This is a genomic window from Megasphaera vaginalis (ex Bordigoni et al. 2020) (assembly GCF_900240295.1).
GTDB lineage: Bacteria > Bacillota > Negativicutes > Veillonellales > Megasphaeraceae > Megasphaera > Megasphaera vaginalis.
In genome coordinates, this window is sequence record NZ_OEQB01000001.1 from 346,270 (window position 1) to 364,114 (window position 17,845).

General features: G+C 53.6%; 25 protein-coding genes. 1 reads left to right on the forward strand and 24 read right to left on the reverse strand.

The window, feature by feature from the left end; translation table 11 throughout:
* Positions 1-53 precede the first annotated feature (53 nt).
* From C0977_RS01640 to C0977_RS01685, 10 genes are read right to left on the reverse strand one after another with little or no spacing between them, the layout of a single operon-like run.
* Positions 54-470, reverse strand: coding sequence for a phage tail assembly chaperone (locus tag C0977_RS01640; protein ID WP_101912190.1), 417 nt, complete (start codon positions 468-470; stop codon positions 54-56).
* Positions 471-483: 13 nt separating this feature from the next.
* Positions 484-912, reverse strand: coding sequence for a phage tail tube protein (locus C0977_RS01645; RefSeq protein ID WP_026385603.1), 429 nt, complete (start codon positions 910-912; stop codon positions 484-486).
* Positions 913-926: 14 nt separating this feature from the next.
* Positions 927-2,009: a phage tail sheath subtilisin-like domain-containing protein gene (locus C0977_RS01650; RefSeq protein ID WP_026385604.1), complete on the reverse strand. Its 1,083-nt coding sequence runs from the start codon at positions 2,007-2,009 to the stop codon at positions 927-929.
* Positions 1,990-2,454, reverse strand: a complete 465-nt coding sequence (locus C0977_RS01655; RefSeq protein ID WP_101912191.1) for a phage tail terminator family protein — start codon at positions 2,452-2,454, stop codon at positions 1,990-1,992. Before C0977_RS01655 ends, C0977_RS01650 begins: the two co-directional genes overlap by 20 nt.
* Positions 2,451-2,870 carry an HK97 gp10 family phage protein gene (locus C0977_RS01660; RefSeq protein ID WP_101912192.1) on the reverse strand — a complete coding sequence of 140 codons (420 nt, stop codon included), beginning with the start codon at positions 2,868-2,870 and terminating at the stop codon, positions 2,451-2,453. Before C0977_RS01660 ends, C0977_RS01655 begins: the two co-directional genes overlap by 4 nt.
* Positions 2,857-3,198 carry a phage head closure protein gene (locus C0977_RS01665; RefSeq protein WP_234987534.1) on the reverse strand — a complete coding sequence of 114 codons (342 nt, stop codon included), beginning with the start codon at positions 3,196-3,198 and terminating at the stop codon, positions 2,857-2,859. Before C0977_RS01665 ends, C0977_RS01660 begins: the two co-directional genes overlap by 14 nt.
* Before the next feature lie 13 nt (positions 3,199-3,211).
* A complete protein-coding gene (locus tag C0977_RS01670; RefSeq protein WP_014128974.1) occupies positions 3,212-3,493 on the reverse strand; it encodes a head-tail connector protein in 282 nt (93 codons plus the stop codon).
* A gap of 3 nt (positions 3,494-3,496) precedes the next feature.
* A complete protein-coding gene (locus tag C0977_RS01675; RefSeq protein ID WP_101912194.1) occupies positions 3,497-4,687 on the reverse strand; it encodes a phage major capsid protein in 1,191 nt (396 codons plus the stop codon).
* 16 nt (positions 4,688-4,703) lie between these two features.
* On the reverse strand, positions 4,704-5,408 hold the full coding sequence (locus C0977_RS01680) for a head maturation protease, ClpP-related (RefSeq protein WP_101912195.1): 705 nt from the start codon (positions 5,406-5,408) through the stop codon (positions 4,704-4,706).
* A complete protein-coding gene (locus C0977_RS01685) occupies positions 5,398-6,654 on the reverse strand; it encodes a phage portal protein (RefSeq protein WP_101912196.1) in 1,257 nt (418 codons plus the stop codon). The genes C0977_RS01680 and C0977_RS01685 overlap by 11 nt, the downstream gene beginning before the upstream one ends.
* 112 nt (positions 6,655-6,766) lie before the next feature.
* On the opposite strand from C0977_RS01685, the gene C0977_RS01690 reads away from it, so the two are divergent.
* Positions 6,767-7,597, forward strand: coding sequence for a class I SAM-dependent methyltransferase (locus C0977_RS01690; RefSeq protein WP_101912197.1), 831 nt, complete (start codon positions 6,767-6,769; stop codon positions 7,595-7,597).
* A 6-nt stretch (positions 7,598-7,603) separates the two neighbouring features.
* On the opposite strand, the gene C0977_RS01695 is transcribed toward C0977_RS01690, so the two are convergent.
* The 14 genes from C0977_RS01695 to C0977_RS01760 form a co-directional block, all read right to left on the reverse strand.
* The gene (locus C0977_RS01695; protein WP_101912334.1) at positions 7,604-9,166 is read right to left on the reverse strand and encodes a terminase large subunit; all 1,563 of its coding nucleotides are present in this window, start codon (positions 9,164-9,166) and stop codon (positions 7,604-7,606) included.
* A gap of 35 nt (positions 9,167-9,201) precedes the next feature.
* Positions 9,202-9,672, reverse strand: coding sequence for a phage terminase small subunit P27 family (locus C0977_RS01700; protein WP_101912198.1), 471 nt, complete (start codon positions 9,670-9,672; stop codon positions 9,202-9,204).
* Positions 9,673-9,773: 101 nt separating this feature from the next.
* Entirely contained in the window at positions 9,774-9,968 is a 195-nt protein-coding gene (locus C0977_RS01705) for a hypothetical protein (RefSeq protein ID WP_101912199.1), read from the reverse strand.
* Between the two features lie 162 nt (positions 9,969-10,130).
* Positions 10,131-10,460, reverse strand: a complete 330-nt coding sequence (locus tag C0977_RS01710) for a hypothetical protein (protein WP_101912200.1) — start codon at positions 10,458-10,460, stop codon at positions 10,131-10,133.
* Positions 10,461-10,620: 160 nt separating this feature from the next.
* Entirely contained in the window at positions 10,621-10,800 is a 180-nt protein-coding gene (locus tag C0977_RS01715; RefSeq protein ID WP_101912201.1) for a hypothetical protein, read from the reverse strand.
* A gap of 118 nt (positions 10,801-10,918) precedes the next feature.
* A complete protein-coding gene (locus C0977_RS11325) occupies positions 10,919-11,527 on the reverse strand; it encodes a DUF4314 domain-containing protein (RefSeq protein WP_101912202.1) in 609 nt (202 codons plus the stop codon).
* Between the two features lie 76 nt (positions 11,528-11,603).
* The gene (locus tag C0977_RS01725) at positions 11,604-12,506 is read right to left on the reverse strand and encodes an amidoligase family protein (RefSeq protein WP_101912203.1); all 903 of its coding nucleotides are present in this window, start codon (positions 12,504-12,506) and stop codon (positions 11,604-11,606) included.
* A 107-nt stretch (positions 12,507-12,613) separates the two neighbouring features.
* Positions 12,614-13,477, reverse strand: coding sequence for a hypothetical protein (locus C0977_RS01730; protein ID WP_101912204.1), 864 nt, complete (start codon positions 13,475-13,477; stop codon positions 12,614-12,616).
* A gap of 61 nt (positions 13,478-13,538) precedes the next feature.
* Positions 13,539-14,762 (reverse strand): site-specific DNA-methyltransferase, encoded by a 1,224-nt coding sequence (locus C0977_RS01735; protein ID WP_101912205.1) that lies wholly within the window; start codon positions 14,760-14,762, stop codon positions 13,539-13,541.
* Positions 14,713-14,952: a hypothetical protein gene (locus tag C0977_RS01740; RefSeq protein ID WP_101912206.1), complete on the reverse strand. Its 240-nt coding sequence runs from the start codon at positions 14,950-14,952 to the stop codon at positions 14,713-14,715. The genes C0977_RS01735 and C0977_RS01740 overlap by 50 nt, the downstream gene beginning before the upstream one ends.
* 183 nt (positions 14,953-15,135) lie before the next feature.
* Positions 15,136-15,495 carry an HNH endonuclease gene (locus C0977_RS01745; RefSeq protein ID WP_101912335.1) on the reverse strand — a complete coding sequence of 120 codons (360 nt, stop codon included), beginning with the start codon at positions 15,493-15,495 and terminating at the stop codon, positions 15,136-15,138.
* A 122-nt stretch (positions 15,496-15,617) separates the two neighbouring features.
* A complete protein-coding gene (locus tag C0977_RS01750; protein ID WP_101912207.1) occupies positions 15,618-16,067 on the reverse strand; it encodes a hypothetical protein in 450 nt (149 codons plus the stop codon).
* Positions 16,064-17,434, reverse strand: coding sequence for a DEAD/DEAH box helicase (locus C0977_RS01755; RefSeq protein WP_101912208.1), 1,371 nt, complete (start codon positions 17,432-17,434; stop codon positions 16,064-16,066). The genes C0977_RS01750 and C0977_RS01755 overlap by 4 nt, the downstream gene beginning before the upstream one ends.
* Positions 17,431-17,739, reverse strand: a complete 309-nt coding sequence (locus C0977_RS01760; protein WP_101912209.1) for a VRR-NUC domain-containing protein — start codon at positions 17,737-17,739, stop codon at positions 17,431-17,433. Before C0977_RS01760 ends, C0977_RS01755 begins: the two co-directional genes overlap by 4 nt.
* Positions 17,740-17,845 lie beyond the last annotated feature (106 nt).

The following is a 17,845-nucleotide window of genomic DNA, read 5'->3' on the forward strand; positions in this document are numbered from 1 at the left end:
GTGATGCTCCCGGAACAGAAAGTACATCGCCTGCACTTCGCCATCGGTCCGAATCAGTTTTTTACGGCTTTGTCCGCCTTTTCCTGGGTCGTATAGCCGTTGAGTTCCGTAATCTGTGCCGTAAGATCGGCAATCTCACCTGCCAGAAACAGTTTACGGATAATATCCGCCGGAAGGGTTGCCCCGAATTTTTCCAGCAATTCCTTGTTTTTGAAATCAGGGTCGGCAATCCCCGCCAGGAGTGTCTGGGTCTGCATCTGGTAAATGTCTACATTATCGGCATTGCCATTAGTGAAATCTACAGCCATCTTCTGGATATCGGCATACCGTTCCGGGTCGATGGCACGGAGCGTGATGACGAAATCGAACCCGAACAGCTTCGAGAGCCGTTCCATCTTCACTTTCTTTTCAGGCCGTTCGGCCAGCTTGTTCACTACATCTGCTTTCAGCAGTCGGTCTACCATATTCATCTGCTTGTTCTCCTTATGCTAAATCCAAGAGGTCCCAGTCCGAGAAGGTGAAGCTGTAGCTTTCTTCGCCCATCTTGTCCACTTCCCAGTCAGCCAGGATCAGGCTGTCAAAGGTCGCGTCCTTGATGACGATGCGCTCGCTGCCGATGGCATCCTTGTCATCCAGAACAGAGACGATGGTCACGACAGTCTGCCTGCCCGCCTTGATGTTGTCGTTCATCTTCCGAACCATGTAGCTCGACACCTTATGCAGCTTCAGCTGGCCTTTGCAGTCGTAGCCTGTGACCTTGTAGCCCTTGCCTACATGGCGGAGCATCTTCACTTCTTCCTTGGTCAGTGTGACCTCGGCCTTAAACGCCGTTGCTTCGGCCATGAGGTCGCCGTCGATATACAGGTCAGCATACTTGCCGTTCATGACCCGTTTGGCTTCCATACTGTTCATCCGGCTTCACCTCCTCAGATATTGATGGTAATCGTCACGTCTTCCATGGCATCCAGCAGCGATGCCTTGACGGCGATGAACACATTGCTGCCGATATTGGCCAGCTTTATGTCCATATCGGACATGTCTGCCAGTTCCGCCTTGGTGTATTTGCCGTTGGATTCCAGCCATATCTTCGTGGATTCCACATCGATATAGGCTGTGTTCTGGTCCTGTTCCAGCAGCCCTTCCTGGGCCAGCTGGTCAAGATATCCCTGGATGGCCGTCACCAGGAGGCAGCGGTTCGCATAGCTGTTGGCGTACTTCCCGAGGTAATGGTCCTGGGCCGTCGTGCGGATGTCATCGTGCATCATGTCCATCAGGTCCACGAGCTTGATTTTCTGGAAGCTCGTCCCCTTGTCCTGGACGGTGGTCACCAGGGAGTTGATGCCCCGGGCCAGTTTCACCTTTTCACCGTCAAAGAAGAAGAACAGCTTCCCTGCTCCGGCCATGGTGTCCATTTCCTCTTTCGTCCACACATCGCAGCCGATGACTTCCGACAGCGGCGCGTAGGTGCAGGAAATCGTCATGGGCGTCCCGGCGATGATGCCGGCAATGCGGCTGCAGTACTGGGCCGTCGTATAGGTCTTGCTCTTCGTGCGGATGGTCTTGTTGACGAAGTTGATGACCCCTTCCGTATCCGCCGTACAGTCTGGCAGGACGGCCTTGATCATCTTGTCTTTATTGGTACGCATCCCTTTGACCCAGGTGGCGATGGTATCGATGTGCGACGTTCCGATGTCCGGGATGACCAGGTAGTCGAAGCGCTTGTTCTCGATGACCTTCAGGATATCCGTATAGTCCTCGGCTTCACTGCTGATGATTTCGGCGATGACCTTCTTCGGGCTGTTCACATAGCCCCGGAGCGCCAGTTCCAGCTGCTCCCGGTTGCTGTCGGACAGTTCCTTGGGGATGTCATCTGCCGTATACAGATTCACTTCCGTCACCGAAGGCAGGGTCTCTTCCTTCAGGATCATGAGGACAATGCCGCGCTCACTGCGCTCGATGGCACTGATACCTTTTTCCTTGAACACGACATTAATGGATGGCATTTTCATATTTCGTTGTCTCCTTTCCCCGATACCGCTGATGCAGCACTTTCATCCGTTCGGCTGCTTCCGTTTCATCGGCAGAATCATAGTACTGGACGGTCAGCGTCAGCCGGCCGCCGTCGTTGTCGGCACCGATGAGTTCCTCGTTCATCGAGCGGACAGCAAAAAACCTGTCCTGGACGGCAATCCCGTCACGGAACAGGTCTTCTGCAGCAGCCAGCACTTCATAGATGGATGCGCTGGCCGTCTGCTTCTGCGGTATATAGGTGATGTACATATCCGTATCCCGGTACACTTCCTTGCAGCTCTGGGGCGAAGCCACCGTCATCGTCTTCAGGAAAAACGCTGGCGGACGGAACCCTTCCTTCACTTCCTGCAGATACACGGGATACGGGAACCGTTCCTTCAGCTTCTGCTGTATGACCTGCAGGATGTCGATGTCATGGATCATGTGCCGCCTGCTTTCTTCAGGAGCTTCTTCGCCAGTTTCTCCAGGCCCAGCTGCAATTCCCGGGCTTCAAAGGCCTTGACGGATTTCTCCGTATAATGCTGGCCTTCATAATAGCCAACGGTCCTGCCGCCCGGCGTTTTCTTGACATGGCCGTTATTGAGCAGGTGATGGACCGGGTGCCGGTTGACCAGTTCATAGGTCAGCTCCGAGCCGTTATAGCCTTCCACCTTGTGCTTCCAGCCTTTCTTCAGCTTGCCCGTGCTGCCTTCCGGCGTGTTCTTCACGCACTCCTTCCTGAGCTTGTTGCCAATCGTCACCAGGCCCTTTTCAGCAGTGCCGGGAAACTCTTCAATGACAGAAAGCAGTTTTTCCGAAAGGTCATCCAATCCTTTGACCTCAAAGTCACTTCCGCTCATTGTCCGTCCCCCTCACTTCTTCCGTGCAGTACAGTTCCAGGGCTTCGTGGCGCATGTACGGGTCCACGATGGTGTCGATGTCGTACAGGTGATTCTGGTACTTCACCTTCATGTCGTGAGTAACGCCCGGTCGCCAGCGGATGGTAATCTTGCTGTACTCCGTGTCCGCCTTGCGTTCTATCTCATAGAACACTTTGCCCCAGGCAGGCTCGATGGATGCCCAGCAGCGGTACACCACGACGTCGGTCTGGGTGTCGAAGCCGTATGCATCCGTTGCCGCCTGCTTCCCCAGGATTTCAATCCGTTTGTTCAAAAGCCCGGTCTTCATGGGCATCCCCCTTTCAAAAACAGCTCCGCCGCACCCCGAACAGCAGCCACCGCAGCCGCTTCAGCAGACCGGAATAATCGGCTTCTTCCCGATGCTCGTACAAAAAGGCGGCGGCATATAGGATGGCTTCATGGAACACGACGGGATTCTCTTCGGCATCCGCTTCCTCGCAGCGGGCCAGGTCCAGGCACAAGGCCTGGGCCGTTTCCAGGGAAGACAAGATGACGTCATCATTGGACGTATCACCCTCATCAATCCGCAGATATTCCCTGGCTTCTTCCAGGCTGACCAGCATGGCTTATCCCTTCGCCTTCATCTCTAGGGCCTTGACCGATTCCTTCAGCATCAGCATGCCATCGACGCGCTGGCTTGCGAGGAAGCCAATCTGGCCGTTGGCGGCATACAGTTCGTTGAGACGCTTGAAGGAGCGGTATTCCCGGTCGGCAATCCAGTAGTAGCTGAAATCGCCGAAGAGCATGGGACGGTTGCCGGCCGCCAGTTCCGGGGCAAAGGATGTGCTGTAGCAGGGACGGTTCAGGATGGTATCCGGTGTCCCGGCCGTGACGGACGGCTGCCAGATGTAGTTGCCGTTGTTGTCTTTGATTTTGCGCAGGGCCTTGATTGTAGCGTCGTTCAGAAGCCATACGGCCTTGCGGCGGTACGGGATACGCAGGGAATGATACAGGTCGATGACATCATCAAAGGTAATAGATGCGCCATTGGCCGTCACGCCCAATTCCGCAGACGGAAATACACCGGTCGGCTTGTTCCTCCCATCGCCGATGAGGAAGGCTTCTTCTTCCTTCGTGCCGATACGGCGGGCGAATTCGCCGGCGATATAGCTTTCCAGGTCGAAGACGCTGTCATTCAGGAGTTCTTCCGACACACGGATAGCCGTCCCCAGCTTGTACGCCCCGATGGACTGCTGGCCGAAGGTATCCTGGCTATCCGGGTAGAGGCCATTCTCTTCCATCCAGGATGCTTCGCCATGTCCCGTCACGACGGGAATCTTGCGGTCGCCGCTGGTATGGATGACCGTCGCCAGGCTGCGGAAGAAGTTCTCTTCCTGAAGCTTGTCGATGAGCTGATGTTCGAATTCATCCGGCACCAGGTAGCCGCCATCGGCATCCGTGCCCACGCTCAGGGCGTTCTGTACATCGATGAAGTTCTTATGGCGGATGCTGTCCCAGAAGGCTTTCTGGTAAGCCATGGATGCACGGCCTTTCTTTTCCGGCACCTGGTCCCTGGCACCGGGCTGTTCCGTGATGGGAGAAGATGTCGGCTGGGCCAGCTGGGCATCGAGCTGCTGCTGGCGTTCCAGGCGGTCGATTTCCTTGCCCAGGTTCACTACATCCGCTTCCATCTTGTCGTACCGGGCCGCGTCCTCTGCCGATACCATGCCGTTCTCATCGCGGGCCGTATCCAGGAAGGCTTTCGCCGCATCCCAGAGGTTCTTGCGCTTCTCGCGCAGTGCTAAAATCGTATCCATTATGCTTGTCCTCCTGTCAATGAATGAGCAATGCCAGCCGCTTTTCGAGATTTGCGGCTGGCACTTTCTGCAAGGGTTTCTTGGGTTTCAGTTTCTGTACAAAGGAATTCGTCACCGTGACCGGACTGTACAGCATGGCTTCCGGCTGCTGTTCCCCGTCTTCCTGGTCAAACAGGATTTCATCGGCAAAGCCCAGTTCCACGGCTTTGCGGGCATTGAGCCAGGTCTCGTCATCCATCATATGAGCAATCTTCGTGCGGGCCAGGCCGCTCTTGATTTCATAGGCATTGATGATGCTTTCCTTGACCTCGCTCAGCATGCCGATGGTCTTTTCCATCTCAGCCTTGTCCCCGTAAGCCATGGTCGCCGGATTGTGGATCATCAGGATGGCCACCGGCGACATGCAGACCTTCGTTCCGGCCATGGCGATGACGGAAGCCGCTGAAGCCGCCAGGCCGTCAATCTTGACGGTGACGTTCCCAGGATAATCCATGAGCATGTTATAAATCTGGGCAGCGGCAAAACAGTCACCGCCCGGGCTGTTGATCCAGAGGGTGATATCGCCGCTACCCGCGTTCAGTTCATCCTTGAACGCCTTCGGGGTCACTTCATCGCCCCACCAGGTCTCGTCCGAAATCTGTCCGTCCAGGTACAGCGTCCGTTCGCTGCCAAAGGCATCGTGGGCAACATTTGTCACCCATCTCCAAAATTTATGTTTCATTCGTTTCTCCCTTCTGGGCAAAGGCCCCGGCGTCCTTGAGCTTGGTCATGCTGCCGTTCACCAGGTACAGGTTGCCGCCTTCCTCATCCGGCACAGGGTTCATGTCTTCCATCTCCCGGATATCGTTGGCGGACAGCCAGCCGTTCTGCCGACCGATGCTGTACCCGGTCATGCGGCTCTCGTAGTCGCCGCGCAAGAGGCCGTTCACGTTGAACTTCAGGAAATACTGCTTTTTCTCTTCCGGCAGGAACAGGGCTTTCTGCATGGCCTGCTCCCAGCGGATAACCCATGGGTCCAGAGTGTATTTCACAAATTCCATGGACTGTTGCTCGATGTTATTAAAGGAACTTTTCTCCAGGTCGCCAATCATGTGTGGCGGGATGCGGTAGAGCCGGGCAATCTCATCGAGCTGGAACTTCCGCGTTTCCAGGAACTGTGCTTCTTCCGGCGGGATGCCGATCTGCTGGTACTTCATGCCTTCTTCCAGCACGGCTACCTTGTGCGCGTTGCCTGTCCCCCGATAGACAGCATTCCAGGAATCCCGGACTCTGCCCGGGTCCTTCAGAACGCCTGGATGCTCCAGTACCCCGCTGGGACTGGCCCCGTTGGCAAAGAAAGACGCACCGTATTCCTCGCAGGCCATGGTCATGCCCACGGCATTGCGGGCCATGGCAATAGGCGAATAGCCGACCAGGCCGTCAAAACCAAGGCCGGGGATATGCAGCACTTCTTCCTTCTGCAGGACCACCTGCCCGTATGGTTTGACATTCGGATTCTCATCACCCGTCTTGGTATACAGATAGAAAATCTGTCCCCGGTCATCCCGGCAGACGGTCATCTTGTCTGGACGCAGCGGATAAAGTCCCTGCACCCGTCCCAAGCGGTCCCGGATGATCTGGGCGTAGGCATTGCCCCAGATGAGTAGATGGCTCATAAGCGTTTCCCGGAAGATGAACGAGGTCATCTCCGGGTTCGGCTCATCATGGAGCAGATGATACAGCGGATGGTCATAGACCCGCTCCTTGCCGCCCGGCGTGTAACGGTACAGCTGTAGCGGCAGAGCTGCCAAGGTTTCCGCCAGGATGCGGACACAGGCATACACCGCCGTTGTCTGCATGGCCGTGAACTCGTTCACCATCTTGCCGCTGGTGGAAGGGCCGAACAGATAACGGAAATCCGTGCTGATGTAATAGTTCTGAGGCTTGTCCCGAGTACGGAACAGGCTGGATAAAAATGGGATATGCATGAAAACCTCCTAAAAAGGGATACTTAACCTAGTAATTGATAGTTTACAAACACGTTTTATTATTGGTAAACTATTTTCATAATAGTAAATCTCAGAAAGGAAATGAGCACTCATGGGCAGAATAACTATTGAAAAAAATACGGTGCAAGAAACATTAATCATTCCCCTCTATGCCAGGAAACTTGGCAATGAACTCTTCCCTCACATTCTCCTAGACCCTTATGCGGATGACGTAATCAGACATCTGAATTACGATTTTTCTACGCTTAATAAAAAGAAAGGTTCTTTTGTTTGGAAGTTTGGTGCCTTAGAAGGTATTCTTCGAAGCAAAGCTATTCTTTATGAGATGCAAGACTATCTATCTTCCCATCCAGATGCGGCTGTTGTGAATATGGGATGCGGATTAGATCAGACCCCTCGCTTAGGAGATAACGGAAGAATGAATCTATACAATATCGACAGGAAAGACATTATTTCCATACGAAATTCGCTTCTTCCCCCTATTGGCCGAGAAATCAATATCGCGGCTGATTTAAATGATGATACTTGGACTCAATACATTGATGTATTTCAAGGAGTTTTCCTGTTTGCAGCCGGAGTGTTTATGTATCTCAGAGAAAAAGAGGTACATCAACTTATTCTGAGGCTAAAGGGTGCCTTTCCCCACGGTTGCCTCGTATTTGATACTATCGGCAGCTTCGGTATAAAGGTACTGATGAAGAGAACATTGAAAACAATGGGAATACATGGCATAAAGGGAATGTTCTACTGCAATAACCCACTTCATGACCTAAGATTGGACGACGACATTAAGGTATCTGTACGAAAATACCTGACAGGCTATGTAGACCTGAAAAAGGAAGGCATCTCTCCACTTTTAAGGGGAATGGCGTATCTTTTCGATTGGGTGTTCAGAATGAACATCTGCCAAATTACCTGGTAATAAAAATCAAAAAGCAATAACACCCCGTTCGTCATAGACACTGCCGCTGCCTATTCCGTTGCGGATGCAGCGGTCCAGTGCCATGATGAACGCCACAATTCCGTCGATTTTTTCGACGGATTTTTCTTTGTCCGGCTTGATGTTCCCCGCCGGATCCTGCCGCATGACGACGTTGCCGGCCATCCATTTGAGGACGGGATTGCCGCCATGGAGGATGTTCCCTTCCATCAAGAGCTTGAACAGCTCCTTCGACGGTGGCGACATATCCTTGAATCCCTGGCCGAAAGGCACCATGGTAAAGCCCATGTCTTCCAGGTTCTGCACCATCTGGGTGGCGTTCCACCTGTCGTAAGCGATTTCCCGGATATTATAGGTTTCTCCTAAACGTTCGATGAACTTCTCGATGAAACCATAATGGATGACGTTCCCTTCCGTTGTCTGGATGAAGCCCTGCTTCTGCCAGACGTCGTATAGGACATGGTCCCGGCGGCACCGCAGTTCCAGCGTGTCTTCCGGCAGCCAGAAGAAAGGAAGCAGGATGTATTTCTCGTCATCGCTCCGTGGCGGGAAAGCCAGAACCAGGGCCGTGATATCCGACGTACTGGACAAGTCCAGCCCGCCGTAGCACATCCGTCCCCGCAGGAAGTCCCTGTCAATGGGAAGATTCCCCTTGTCGTAGACCTGTTCCGGTATCCAGCGGATGCTGGCCGAAGTCCAGATATTGAGCCGGAGCTGCTTGAAGACATTCTCTTCCGCCGGATTTTCGACGGCATTCCGATACGCTTCCCGGACGCGGTCAATCTGTATGGTGTGGCCCAGTGACGGGTTCGCCTTGTACCAGTTCGCTTCATCCGTCCAGTCTTCCTCATGTTCCAGGCCATAGACCACGGGATAAAAGGTGGCATCCTTCTTCCGGCCCGCCATCAAGTCCAGGGCCTTGGTATGCAGTTCGTAGCAGATGCTGTTCTTGTCATTGCCCGCTGTGGTGATGATGAAAAAGAGAGGCTGCTCCCTTGCATCACCAGAGCCTTTGGTCAGGACATCATAAAGCTTCCGGTTCGGCTGGGCGTGGATTTCATCAAAGACCAGGCCGGACACATTAAGCCCGTGCTTGGTCCCTGTTTCTGCCGACAGCACCTGGTAGAACCCGGCATTGTGGTAGTTGATGATCCGCTTCCCGGCCGACCGTATCTTGGAACGGCGCATCAGGGCCGGACTCATCTCGACCATCTGCCGTGCCACATCAAAGACGATGGATGCCTGGTTGCGGTCACAGGCTGCACCATACACTTCGGCACTCGGTTCATTATCGGCATAAAGAAGGTACAGGGCGATGGCGGCAGCCAGCTCGCTCTTCCCGTTCTTCTTTGGTATCTCTATATAGGCCGTCAGGAACTGCCGCTTCCCGTTCTCCTTGACGATGCCGAACAGATCACGCACAATCTGTTCCTGCCAGGGCAATAAGAGAAAAGGCTTCCCAGCCCATTTTCCTTTGGTATGACAGAGATGCTCGATGAAAGCGACGGCACGGTCAGCCTTTTCTTCATCATAACGGGAAGCCGGCAGCATGAACGCTGACGGCTTATATACAAACGCCAAACTTGTCACCCCCTTAGCAGCAGTTCCATTTCATCCGTTTCTGTTTCTGCCCCGTTTTCTTCCCCGATCATGCGGCTCCGGGCAGACGGAGTCAGGCCGAACTGCTCACAGAACTTCAGCATGATTTTGAGGTTCGTCTGGGCGATGGACACCTGAGGCACCTGCTGCAGGTATCCGTTCGGCGTCCGCACCATATCCCCATGCTGGGTGATGAACTCTTCGGCCCCTTTCCACCGGGCGTATGCCTGGCAGTATCCGGCAAAGGCCATCATATCCAGATTGGTCAGCATCCCCATCTCCGCGAGGACTTTTCCCAGGCGTTTCCATTCCTTCTTGGCATCGTCTTCCAGCCAGTCCGGACAGCGGGGCAGCCGTCCCTTAGGCAGCGGTTCTTTTTTGTTGAGCGGGCGATGGCCGGGATTTCCTTCCAGCACCTTGAGTGCTGTCGGTTTCGGTTTCCTTCCTCGTACAGCCAATGGCACTCACCTCCCAAAAAAAAAGCCCTTACGGGCTGTACGACAGAGAAGACCGCAACTGCGGTCTCCTCTTATTTTTCTGCAAGAAAATACCAGATGCACTAGTAAAGTCCTTCGAGGGCTTCGTATTCCCATTCCAACCGGCTGAGAGTCTGGCAGATGCACTGGAACCGGAAACGGTTCTTGCAGGACCGCTGTTCTTTCTTCAGTTCCTTGATTTCTTCCATCCGTTTTTTCAGGATATACCGCCCTGCTCCCTTCAGCATTTCATGGTAGTCTTTTTCAAATTTTGTCATCGCAGCTTCCTCGCTTTCGTGTGCTTTTTCTTTGGGGCTTTCCCCTTTGTCATGTATATATATCACTCTAAAGGCACATAATAGCAAGCCATTTTTCGAATATTTATGTATTTTATTTCATAACAAGGAACAGGGCCTTTCGGCCCCGTCTTCAGTTTTTCCTTATCGTGCGCTTTTCAGGACATCGACCAGCCATTCGGCACTCGGGTGAGTTTCCCCGGTCGCTTCTTCAAGAATCGGGAGAGCATCCTCGATGTAATGAAGCCCTTTCCCCACTTTGATAAACCTGACATCTTCGTAGCCTTTTATATCTGTCCGGTAAACCCTTGCGGTGCGGCTTTCACCGTGATAGCTTTTGCCATCCCAGCCTCCAAAAGTGAAGGTCACCTTTTCCTTCGTGGCTTTGAAATGGGCTTCGAAATCAGCTCTTGTAATTGCTGTCTTGTATTCGTGGAGTTCGAAATGGTTACGGAGTGCGTAAATGTTTGTCATGGTAAATTCCTCGCTTTCATGTGCTTGTTCTTTGGGGCTTCCCCCTTCGTCATGTATATATATCACTCTAAAGACACATAATAGCAAGTCATTTTTCGATTATTTATGCATTTTTCTACGAGAAAAGGGGCCTGCTATCGGCCCCTTATTGTTCGGAAGTTTACCGAAACTCAATGGTCAGCATCCCGCTTCCCCTCCACCAGCTGCTTTCTTCATTTGGGTCTTCGAAAAAGACTTCTTTGGCTTCCCGTATCCGTTTGTCCATGTCTTCCTTTCCAAACATTTCGCAGGCTGCTTTTTTGCTGATTTTCTTTCCATCCAGTGTAATGATTGTTCTCATCGTTTTTTCCTCGCTTTCATGCGCTTTTTTCTTTGGGGCTTGTCCCCTTTGTCATGTATATATATCACTCTAAAGGCACATAATAGCAAGTCATTTTTTCTGTTATTTATGCATTTTATTAAACAAATTCCCATTCATCGGCGCCGGGTACCAGTCCGAGGCTGCCGCCCGTGTCCCACTGCACGTGGATGGTTCCGGCATCATCGACGTACTGGACCGTGCCTTCGGTACCTGCAGGCGGCGCCTGCACATCGTCCATGGAAATCAGCCGCACCCGTGCGCCTTTCGTCCTTGCCCGGCTGTTCTGTAGCCCCAACCGCAGGACGGACAGGTCAAAGCCGAACTTGCGATAATCCCGCTCCATGTTCTGGTAATACCATGCTTCCGGGATGCCGAAGTGCCGATCTTCGTGCATGATATACACCAGCCCGCGGATTGTGCCGTCAGCGGTTTCCACTTTCACTTCTTTTTTGTAATAGAACCGTGGAAAGCCTTCGTATGCATCAAGTCTCCGTTCGTCTGCCTCGGAAATGCGCCAGAGGACGACCGGAACAAAGGCATCCGCCTTTTTCTCGATAGTGGCGTAGCATCCGGTCAGGGAGCCTTTGAAAAGCAGCTCATACCCATTTACCCGTCCTGTCCCCGCAAGGGTGGCATCGGGACACCGCTGCGCCATCTGCGCTTCACTCATATTGCTGCCGTAGGCAATGTAGATTTTTTTATTCATAGCTCTCATCCTTTCTGAAGGGAATGCCCTTCTACCACCCCAAGGGCAGCCGAAGCTGCCCGGAAGGCTATCCCCTTCAAGCGGCGGCATTGCGCCATGCGGAATTGCCTGTGAGGTGTTTAAGGAAGTGGAGGCGGCAGGTCTTGAATTCGTCGCCGATGAGCCCGAGCCGGAGCATCCAGCACCGGAAGGCGTATTTTTCATTATCCGTCTCGGTCTTCCGTGCCGAGGCCTTCTTCTGCGTGAGGGCCTGATGAGCAACGGCCAGGCAGAACTGGATGTATGCCTTGATTTCTCCGGCGTGGAGCGTCCCGTTGAAAAGCCGGAACTCAACCGTTCCCTTGGTGAAGGTGGCATGCAGGTTCAGCCCATGATAGCGGGTGCTGTTGTAATGGTGAGTCCGTCCATAGGGTGCTTCCTGATACCAGAGGTCGGCGATCCCGTCCAGGGTGTCCGGCTTTTCCCGGTTGAGTTCCTTCAGGAAGGTGGTGTTCGCCTTCCGGCAGTACCGGCTTTCCCGCGAGGGATTGATCTGGAGAGCGCGGTAAATCATGTCTTCCTTGCTCGCCATAATGTTCACCAAGTTCCGCAGGGTCTTTACCGTGAACCGTTCGGCCCCGACATGGATGTGGATGCCGCAGGACTTGTTGGCAAAGGCACCGGCCTTGCGGAACGTCCGTACCAGCTCTTGCAGCTTCGGAATGTCTTCGTAGGAAAGGATGGGACTGACCACTTCCGTGCGGTAGAAGCTGGAAGCGTCTGTAATGTTTCCGTTCACCTTCTTTTGGGGAATCAGGCTGGAGTCGTTCATGGCTTTCCATTTCCGTCCCTGTTCATCCCTTGCGATATAGGTATCGTAGGCTCCGCCTTCGTGCCGGCTTTCCGTTCTGAAGAAGCGGGCCATGAGGCTGGCGGCCCGGCTTCTCGTAATCCCTGTCATTTCCATTTCGATTCCAAAGTGCAGTGTTTTCATAATCATCTCTGTCCTTTCTATGTGTGCGTGTGTTCTTTCGGTACACTATATATCACTCTAAAGGCACACAATAGCAAGTCATTTTGAGAATAATTATGAATTAAATTGAGGATTTATGTGTTCTGGTTCCGGCGTTCCTTCTGCCGTTCAGCGTGGGCTTTGGCGTCCGCTTCTGTGCGGAAAGCACTCCATCCGTTCAGGCCTTTCAGCAGGGCCATGCGCGATTCGTGACTGGCTTTCGTTCCCATGCCGATGCGCAGGAGCCACATCCGCAGATAGTATTTCTCATTCTCCGGTTTCCGGGTGACGGGATTAATTCGTTTCGCCTTTTTCGCCGCGCCGACCATGAAGGCCGTCAGTTCAATCAAAGCACGGTTCTTCATGGCGTTGCCTGTCGCAACCAAATAGAATGTCACTGTTTCTGCAGTAATCAGGAAGCCTTTCCCTTCCTTGCTGTAGTTCTGGTAGACCACAAAGAATGAAGTCCTGTCTGTCACAGGTTCCTCTTTCAGGTCTTCAATCAGCCTGTCCGGCACCTGGATGTTTTCATGCCCCGCAGCCCGGTTCAGAAGGTATTGCTGGGCATGGAGCATGAAGACCAGATTGCGAAGCTGCGCCCCGTCCATGCCATCAAGGGGAACCTTGATTTCCATCGTATCCGGCTCCGTTTCCGTCTGCGGCAGTGCTTCCAATCCTGGCGTTTCATCCTGCTGCAGCCGCTCTTGCGGCACTTCGGTTTCCGTTCCTTCTGCCGGCTCCGGCTGCAGAAGGATGCCTTCCTGCTGAAGGAAACCAATCATGGCGGCTTCTGTCTTTCCATCGTCACATTCGATATCGCCGCTGCGAAGGATGCGGAAGCTCTGCCCTTCGTAGGCAAAGGTCGGCGCTCCGGCGTAATGAAGCTTTTCGTTATGGTTAAAAGGAATCAGTTTTCTGGCCAGTTCCTTGCGGTCGTTCAGGTTCGTCTGGATTGTCATGGTCTATGTACCTCCTTGTTTTGCTAGTACATATATCACTCTGAACGCCGATAATAGCAAGTCATTCTTGTACTTTATCATAAGTAATTTTCTCATTCCCACGCAGTATAAACACGCCTTCACTCCCGCACTCGCTGATATACCGCTTCACGATGACATCGACGAACTTCTCGTCCAGCTCGATGCCATAACAGATGCGGTCTGTCTGTTGGCAGGCCATGAGCGTGGAGCCGGAGCCGAGGAACGGGTCCAGGACAATGCAGTGGCTCATGGACGAGTTCTGTATAGGATAGGCCATGAGCGCCACGGGCTTCATGGTCGGATGTTCCTTACTGGCTTTCGGACGGTCATATTCCCAGATGGTTGTCTGCTTGCGGTCGGAATACCACTGGTGTTTCCCGTTCAGCTTCCAGCCGAACAGGCACGGCTCGTGCTGCCACTGGTACGGACTGCGGCCCAGGACCAGGGCGTTCTTCTTCCAGATGCAGCAGCCGGACAGGTAGAAGCCTGCGTCCTTGAAGGCCTTGCGGAAGTTCAGCCCCTGCGTATCGGCGTGGAACACATAGATGGATGCATCCCGTTCCATGTTCTGCTCCATGTTGACGAAAGCGCTGAACAGGAACTGATAAAATTTATCGTCCGGCATATTGTCGTTCTTGATTTTCCCGGCCGTTTCTTCCACATCCACATTGTACGGAGGATCCGTCAGCACCAGATTTGCTTTCTTGCCGTCCATCAAACATTTGTAGGTTTCCGGCAGCGTGGCATCGCCGCAGATGACACGGTGTTCCCCCAGGAGCCAGATATCCCCTGCCTTGGCCATAGCCGGCTGTTCCAGTTCTCCGCCCACATCGAAATCATCTTCTTTCACCTTCTTATTGTGGACTTTGGAAAAGAGCTGCTCCACTTCCGGTGCCTCGAAGCCCGTCAGGTCTACATTGAAATCGACGCTCTGCAAATCCACGATGAGGTCGGCCAGGAGCTGTTCGTTCCAGGCGCCGGTGATTTTATTGAGCGCGATATTGAGTGCCTTGACCTTGTGTTCGTCTTCGATATGGACGACCACACACTGGACTTCTTCATAGCCCAGTTCTTTCAGCACAGTCAGGCGCTGATGCCCGCCGATGACGGTCATGTCATAGTTGACGATGATGGGGTCTACATAACCGAACTCCTGGATGGAATGCTTGATCTTCTCATATTCCTTGTCACCGGGCTTCAGCTGCTTCCTGGGGTTATATGCCGCAGGCTTCAGCTGGCCGATGGGCAGGACTTTCCATTCCATATCCGATGTCTTCATACACTGTTTCCTTTCTGGATGCCGCGGCGATGGCGGCTCCGTATCCGTTTAGATGATGCCAGCGGCAATAATTCCGTACGCTGTCCCGTGACAGCTTCGTTTCCCGGGCGATGGCCTTGTATCCCATCCCCTGTTTCCGCATGGTTTCAATCTGCCTGCGCTGGCAGTCATTCATGAAGGTTCCCTTCTCCCTGGCAATAAAAAAGCCCCGGGCCAGAAGCCTGGAGCTGCTTGATATTCGGTTGAAGACCGTCCTTATATCCCCCCTTATGAATTTCGCGTTTTTTCCCATTTGAGGGGGCGGCGGTCATGGACGGAAGGGCTGCAGAGATTGACATCCCCCCGCCCCGCTTGCTTTTCAGTACTTGTACTCGATGTCCCGGTCTTCGGTCATCGTCTTATGGTCATGGCAGCTCTTGCACAAGGGCTGCCAGTTCTTCTCATCCCAGAACAAATCCGGGTCGCCACGATGCGGCTTGATATGATCCACGACGGTTGCCGGGACCAGCCGTCCTTTCTCTTTGCAGCGGATGCACCAGGGATGACGTTTCAGGAAGAACTTCCTGGCTTTCTGCCATTCTCTCCCGTAGCCACGCAGCACCGCGCTCTTCCGTTCCCCCTGGCACTGCCGTTCATGTTCATCACAATACTTCCTTCCGTACGGCACCAGCTTTGGGCATCCCGGATACTTGCACGGTGTCTGCGGTCTTCTTGGCATTCGTATCATCTCCGGCATCAAAAAGGACCGATGGCGTTCAAGCCTCGGTCCTTCATTCTTTTCTTGCTGATTATAGTATATCTTACGGAAGCCAGTGACATCAAGTGCTGCTTTAGTGACATTCAGTGACATTCTCCAGGAATCTCGATGTGTTTCAAGGCTTCGTCATGCAGGCGGTACACCTGGCGGACATGAAGCCCCAGGGCATCGGCAATGGACGCCCAATCCTTGAAGGCCAGGTAGCGGAGTTCCAGGACGACCCGTTCCCGGGCATCCGGCACCCGGCTGATGGCCTTCATGATGTCTGCCTTGAGTTCGACCAGGACGTCGATGGCTTCATCCACTTCCTGTTCCATATCCATCATGCGGGCGATGGTTTCTTCCAGCCGATGCGGGTTGGGTGTCCCGCTCGGCGGCACCGGGCTGAGTGTCGATGACGCCTTGATGGCAAGCTGCCGCAAGGCGGATACCTGCTCCAGCTTGCTGTCTATCTGTATGTTGATGTTCCGTGCCTGTTCCAGGTACGCTTTGGCTTCCATACGCTTTTCTTCTCCTTCCAAGTCCTGCTTCATAGTATACCCCCTTTTCCTGTTTCCGTCATGCCCAGGTCAGCTTTCACCGCCTCGATCAGTGCGGCCTGGGTTCCGTCTTTGTGTTCCAAGACTTTCAGGATGCGTTCATCAATCGTGTCCTTGGCTATGATGTGCTGTATGATGACTGTGCGGCTCTGCTGCCCCTGCCGCCAGAGCCGGGCGTTGGTCTGCTGGTACAGTTCCAGGCTCCAGGTCAGGCCGAACCAGACCAGGATGGAACCACCCTGCTGAAGGTTCAGCCCATGTCCGGCAGAGGCCGGATGGATAAGCGCCACGGGAATCTTTCCTGCGTTCCAGTCGGCGAAGTCCTTCGGCTCCTTCAGTTCCCGGGATTCCATACGCTTCTGGATGCGGTCTTTATCGTGCTTGAACCAATAGGCCACCAGGACCGGTTTCCCGTTGGCGCTTTCCACCAGGTCTTCCATGGCATCCAGCTCCCGGTCATGGATGGTCACCACATCCTTGTCATCTGTATAAATGGCACCGTTCGCCAACTGCGAAAGCTTCAAGGTAAGCGACGCAGCATTGGCGGCTGTGATTTCGCCGCCTGGAAGTTCCAGCACCAGGGATTTCTTCAGTTCATCATACCGTTCCTTTTCCTTACCGCTCAACCGGACTTCCTTCGCTACGCTCACCAGCTCCGGCATTTTCAAGTAATCGGTCGCCTTCATGGACACGGTGATGTCGGCAATCTGGTGATAGATGGCTTCTTCCGCTCCCGGCAGGGGTTTGTAGGAATACACCACCATGCCATTGCGCTTATCCGGCTGGAAGTACAGGTTCCGGTACTGGCTGATATATCTCCCCAGCCGCTTTCCCATATCCAGGATGCGGAACTCGGCCCAGAGATCCATCAAACCATTGCCGCTGGGTGTACCTGTAAGCCCGACGATGCGTTTCACCCTGGGACGCAGGGCCTTCATGGCCCGGAACCGCTTCGACTGGTGGTTCTTGAAGCTCGACAGCTCGTCCAGGACAACCATATCGAAATCCAGGTGGCTGTTCTGATAGAGCCATACCAGGTTCTCCCGGTTCACGATATAGATATCCGCATCCTGCTGCAAGGCTCTTCTCCGTTCTGCCACGCTGCCGACCACGACGGAACAGGCAAGACATTTCAGGTGGTCCCACTTCTTGATTTCATCCGGCCAGGTGTCTCTCACCACCCGCAGCGGAGCGACAACCAGCACCCGCTGTACTTCAAAGGTGTCATACATCAGGTCCCGGATGGCCGTCAGCGTCGTCACCGTCTTGCCAAGTCCCATGTCCAGGAACAGGGCCGTGACGGGATGGGACTTGATATATTCGATGGCGTATTTCTGATATTCATGCGGCATGAACTTCATGCACTTCCGCCCCCTTTCCTATCGGGCGTGTGGGCGATGGCCTTTAGGACAGCAGGGATGTCCTCCATGGAATCCAGGACGAAGACCTGGTAGCCCAGCCTCCGCAGCATGGCATGACGCCTAAGCTGCAGCGGCCTCGGCTTCTGCCCCGGCGCTTTCACTTCCACGAAGCCCATCTTCCCATCACCCAATAGGACCAAGCGGTCCGGCATGCCGGAAAACGATGGCGAAACAAACTTCACTGCCATACCGCCTGCCTTCCTGGTTTCCATCACCAGGTTATGCTCTATCTCTTTTTCCCGCATCGGTATCACCTCTTTTTTACAGGGGTGCAGGTCGTTGAAGGTCGTTCCGCAAACTTTTCTTAAAGGCATTTTTTCTATTTTTCAGCCTTAAAGGGAGTTTATGGAT

Excerpts from the sequence above, each read along its gene's own strand:
- C0977_RS01640 (WP_101912190.1), bottom strand. The coding sequence starts at position 470 with ATGAATATGGTAGACCGACTGCTGAAAGCAGATGTAGTGAACAAGCTG.
- C0977_RS01645 (WP_026385603.1), bottom strand. The coding sequence starts at position 912 with ATGAACAGTATGGAAGCCAAACGGGTCATGAACGGCAAGTATGCTGAC.
- C0977_RS01650 (WP_026385604.1), bottom strand. The coding sequence starts at position 2,009 with ATGAAAATGCCATCCATTAATGTCGTGTTCAAGGAAAAAGGTATCAGT.
- C0977_RS01655 (WP_101912191.1), bottom strand. The coding sequence starts at position 2,454 with ATGATCCATGACATCGACATCCTGCAGGTCATACAGCAGAAGCTGAAG.
- C0977_RS01660 (WP_101912192.1), bottom strand. The coding sequence starts at position 2,870 with ATGAGCGGAAGTGACTTTGAGGTCAAAGGATTGGATGACCTTTCGGAA.
- C0977_RS01665 (WP_234987534.1), bottom strand. The coding sequence starts at position 3,198 with ATGAAGACCGGGCTTTTGAACAAACGGATTGAAATCCTGGGGAAGCAG.
- C0977_RS01670 (WP_014128974.1), bottom strand. The coding sequence starts at position 3,493 with ATGCTGGTCAGCCTGGAAGAAGCCAGGGAATATCTGCGGATTGATGAG.
- C0977_RS01675 (WP_101912194.1), bottom strand. The coding sequence starts at position 4,687 with ATGGATACGATTTTAGCACTGCGCGAGAAGCGCAAGAACCTCTGGGAT.
- C0977_RS01680 (WP_101912195.1), bottom strand. The coding sequence starts at position 5,408 with ATGAAACATAAATTTTGGAGATGGGTGACAAATGTTGCCCACGATGCC.
- C0977_RS01685 (WP_101912196.1), bottom strand. The coding sequence starts at position 6,654 with ATGCATATCCCATTTTTATCCAGCCTGTTCCGTACTCGGGACAAGCCT.
- C0977_RS01690 (WP_101912197.1), top strand. The coding sequence starts at position 6,767 with ATGGGCAGAATAACTATTGAAAAAAATACGGTGCAAGAAACATTAATC.
- C0977_RS01695 (WP_101912334.1), bottom strand. The coding sequence starts at position 9,166 with ATGCTGCCGGCTTCCCGTTATGATGAAGAAAAGGCTGACCGTGCCGTC.
- C0977_RS01705 (WP_101912199.1), bottom strand. The coding sequence starts at position 9,968 with ATGACAAAATTTGAAAAAGACTACCATGAAATGCTGAAGGGAGCAGGG.
- C0977_RS01710 (WP_101912200.1), bottom strand. The coding sequence starts at position 10,460 with ATGACAAACATTTACGCACTCCGTAACCATTTCGAACTCCACGAATAC.
- C0977_RS01715 (WP_101912201.1), bottom strand. The coding sequence starts at position 10,800 with ATGAGAACAATCATTACACTGGATGGAAAGAAAATCAGCAAAAAAGCA.
- C0977_RS11325 (WP_101912202.1), bottom strand. The coding sequence starts at position 11,527 with ATGAATAAAAAAATCTACATTGCCTACGGCAGCAATATGAGTGAAGCG.
- C0977_RS01725 (WP_101912203.1), bottom strand. The coding sequence starts at position 12,506 with ATGATTATGAAAACACTGCACTTTGGAATCGAAATGGAAATGACAGGG.
- C0977_RS01730 (WP_101912204.1), bottom strand. The coding sequence starts at position 13,477 with ATGACAATCCAGACGAACCTGAACGACCGCAAGGAACTGGCCAGAAAA.
- C0977_RS01735 (WP_101912205.1), bottom strand. The coding sequence starts at position 14,762 with ATGGAATGGAAAGTCCTGCCCATCGGCCAGCTGAAGCCTGCGGCATAT.
- C0977_RS01740 (WP_101912206.1), bottom strand. The coding sequence starts at position 14,952 with ATGAATGACTGCCAGCGCAGGCAGATTGAAACCATGCGGAAACAGGGG.
- C0977_RS01745 (WP_101912335.1), bottom strand. The coding sequence starts at position 15,495 with ATGCCAAGAAGACCGCAGACACCGTGCAAGTATCCGGGATGCCCAAAG.
- C0977_RS01750 (WP_101912207.1), bottom strand. The coding sequence starts at position 16,067 with ATGAAGCAGGACTTGGAAGGAGAAGAAAAGCGTATGGAAGCCAAAGCG.
- C0977_RS01755 (WP_101912208.1), bottom strand. The coding sequence starts at position 17,434 with ATGAAGTTCATGCCGCATGAATATCAGAAATACGCCATCGAATATATC.
- C0977_RS01760 (WP_101912209.1), bottom strand. The coding sequence starts at position 17,739 with ATGCGGGAAAAAGAGATAGAGCATAACCTGGTGATGGAAACCAGGAAG.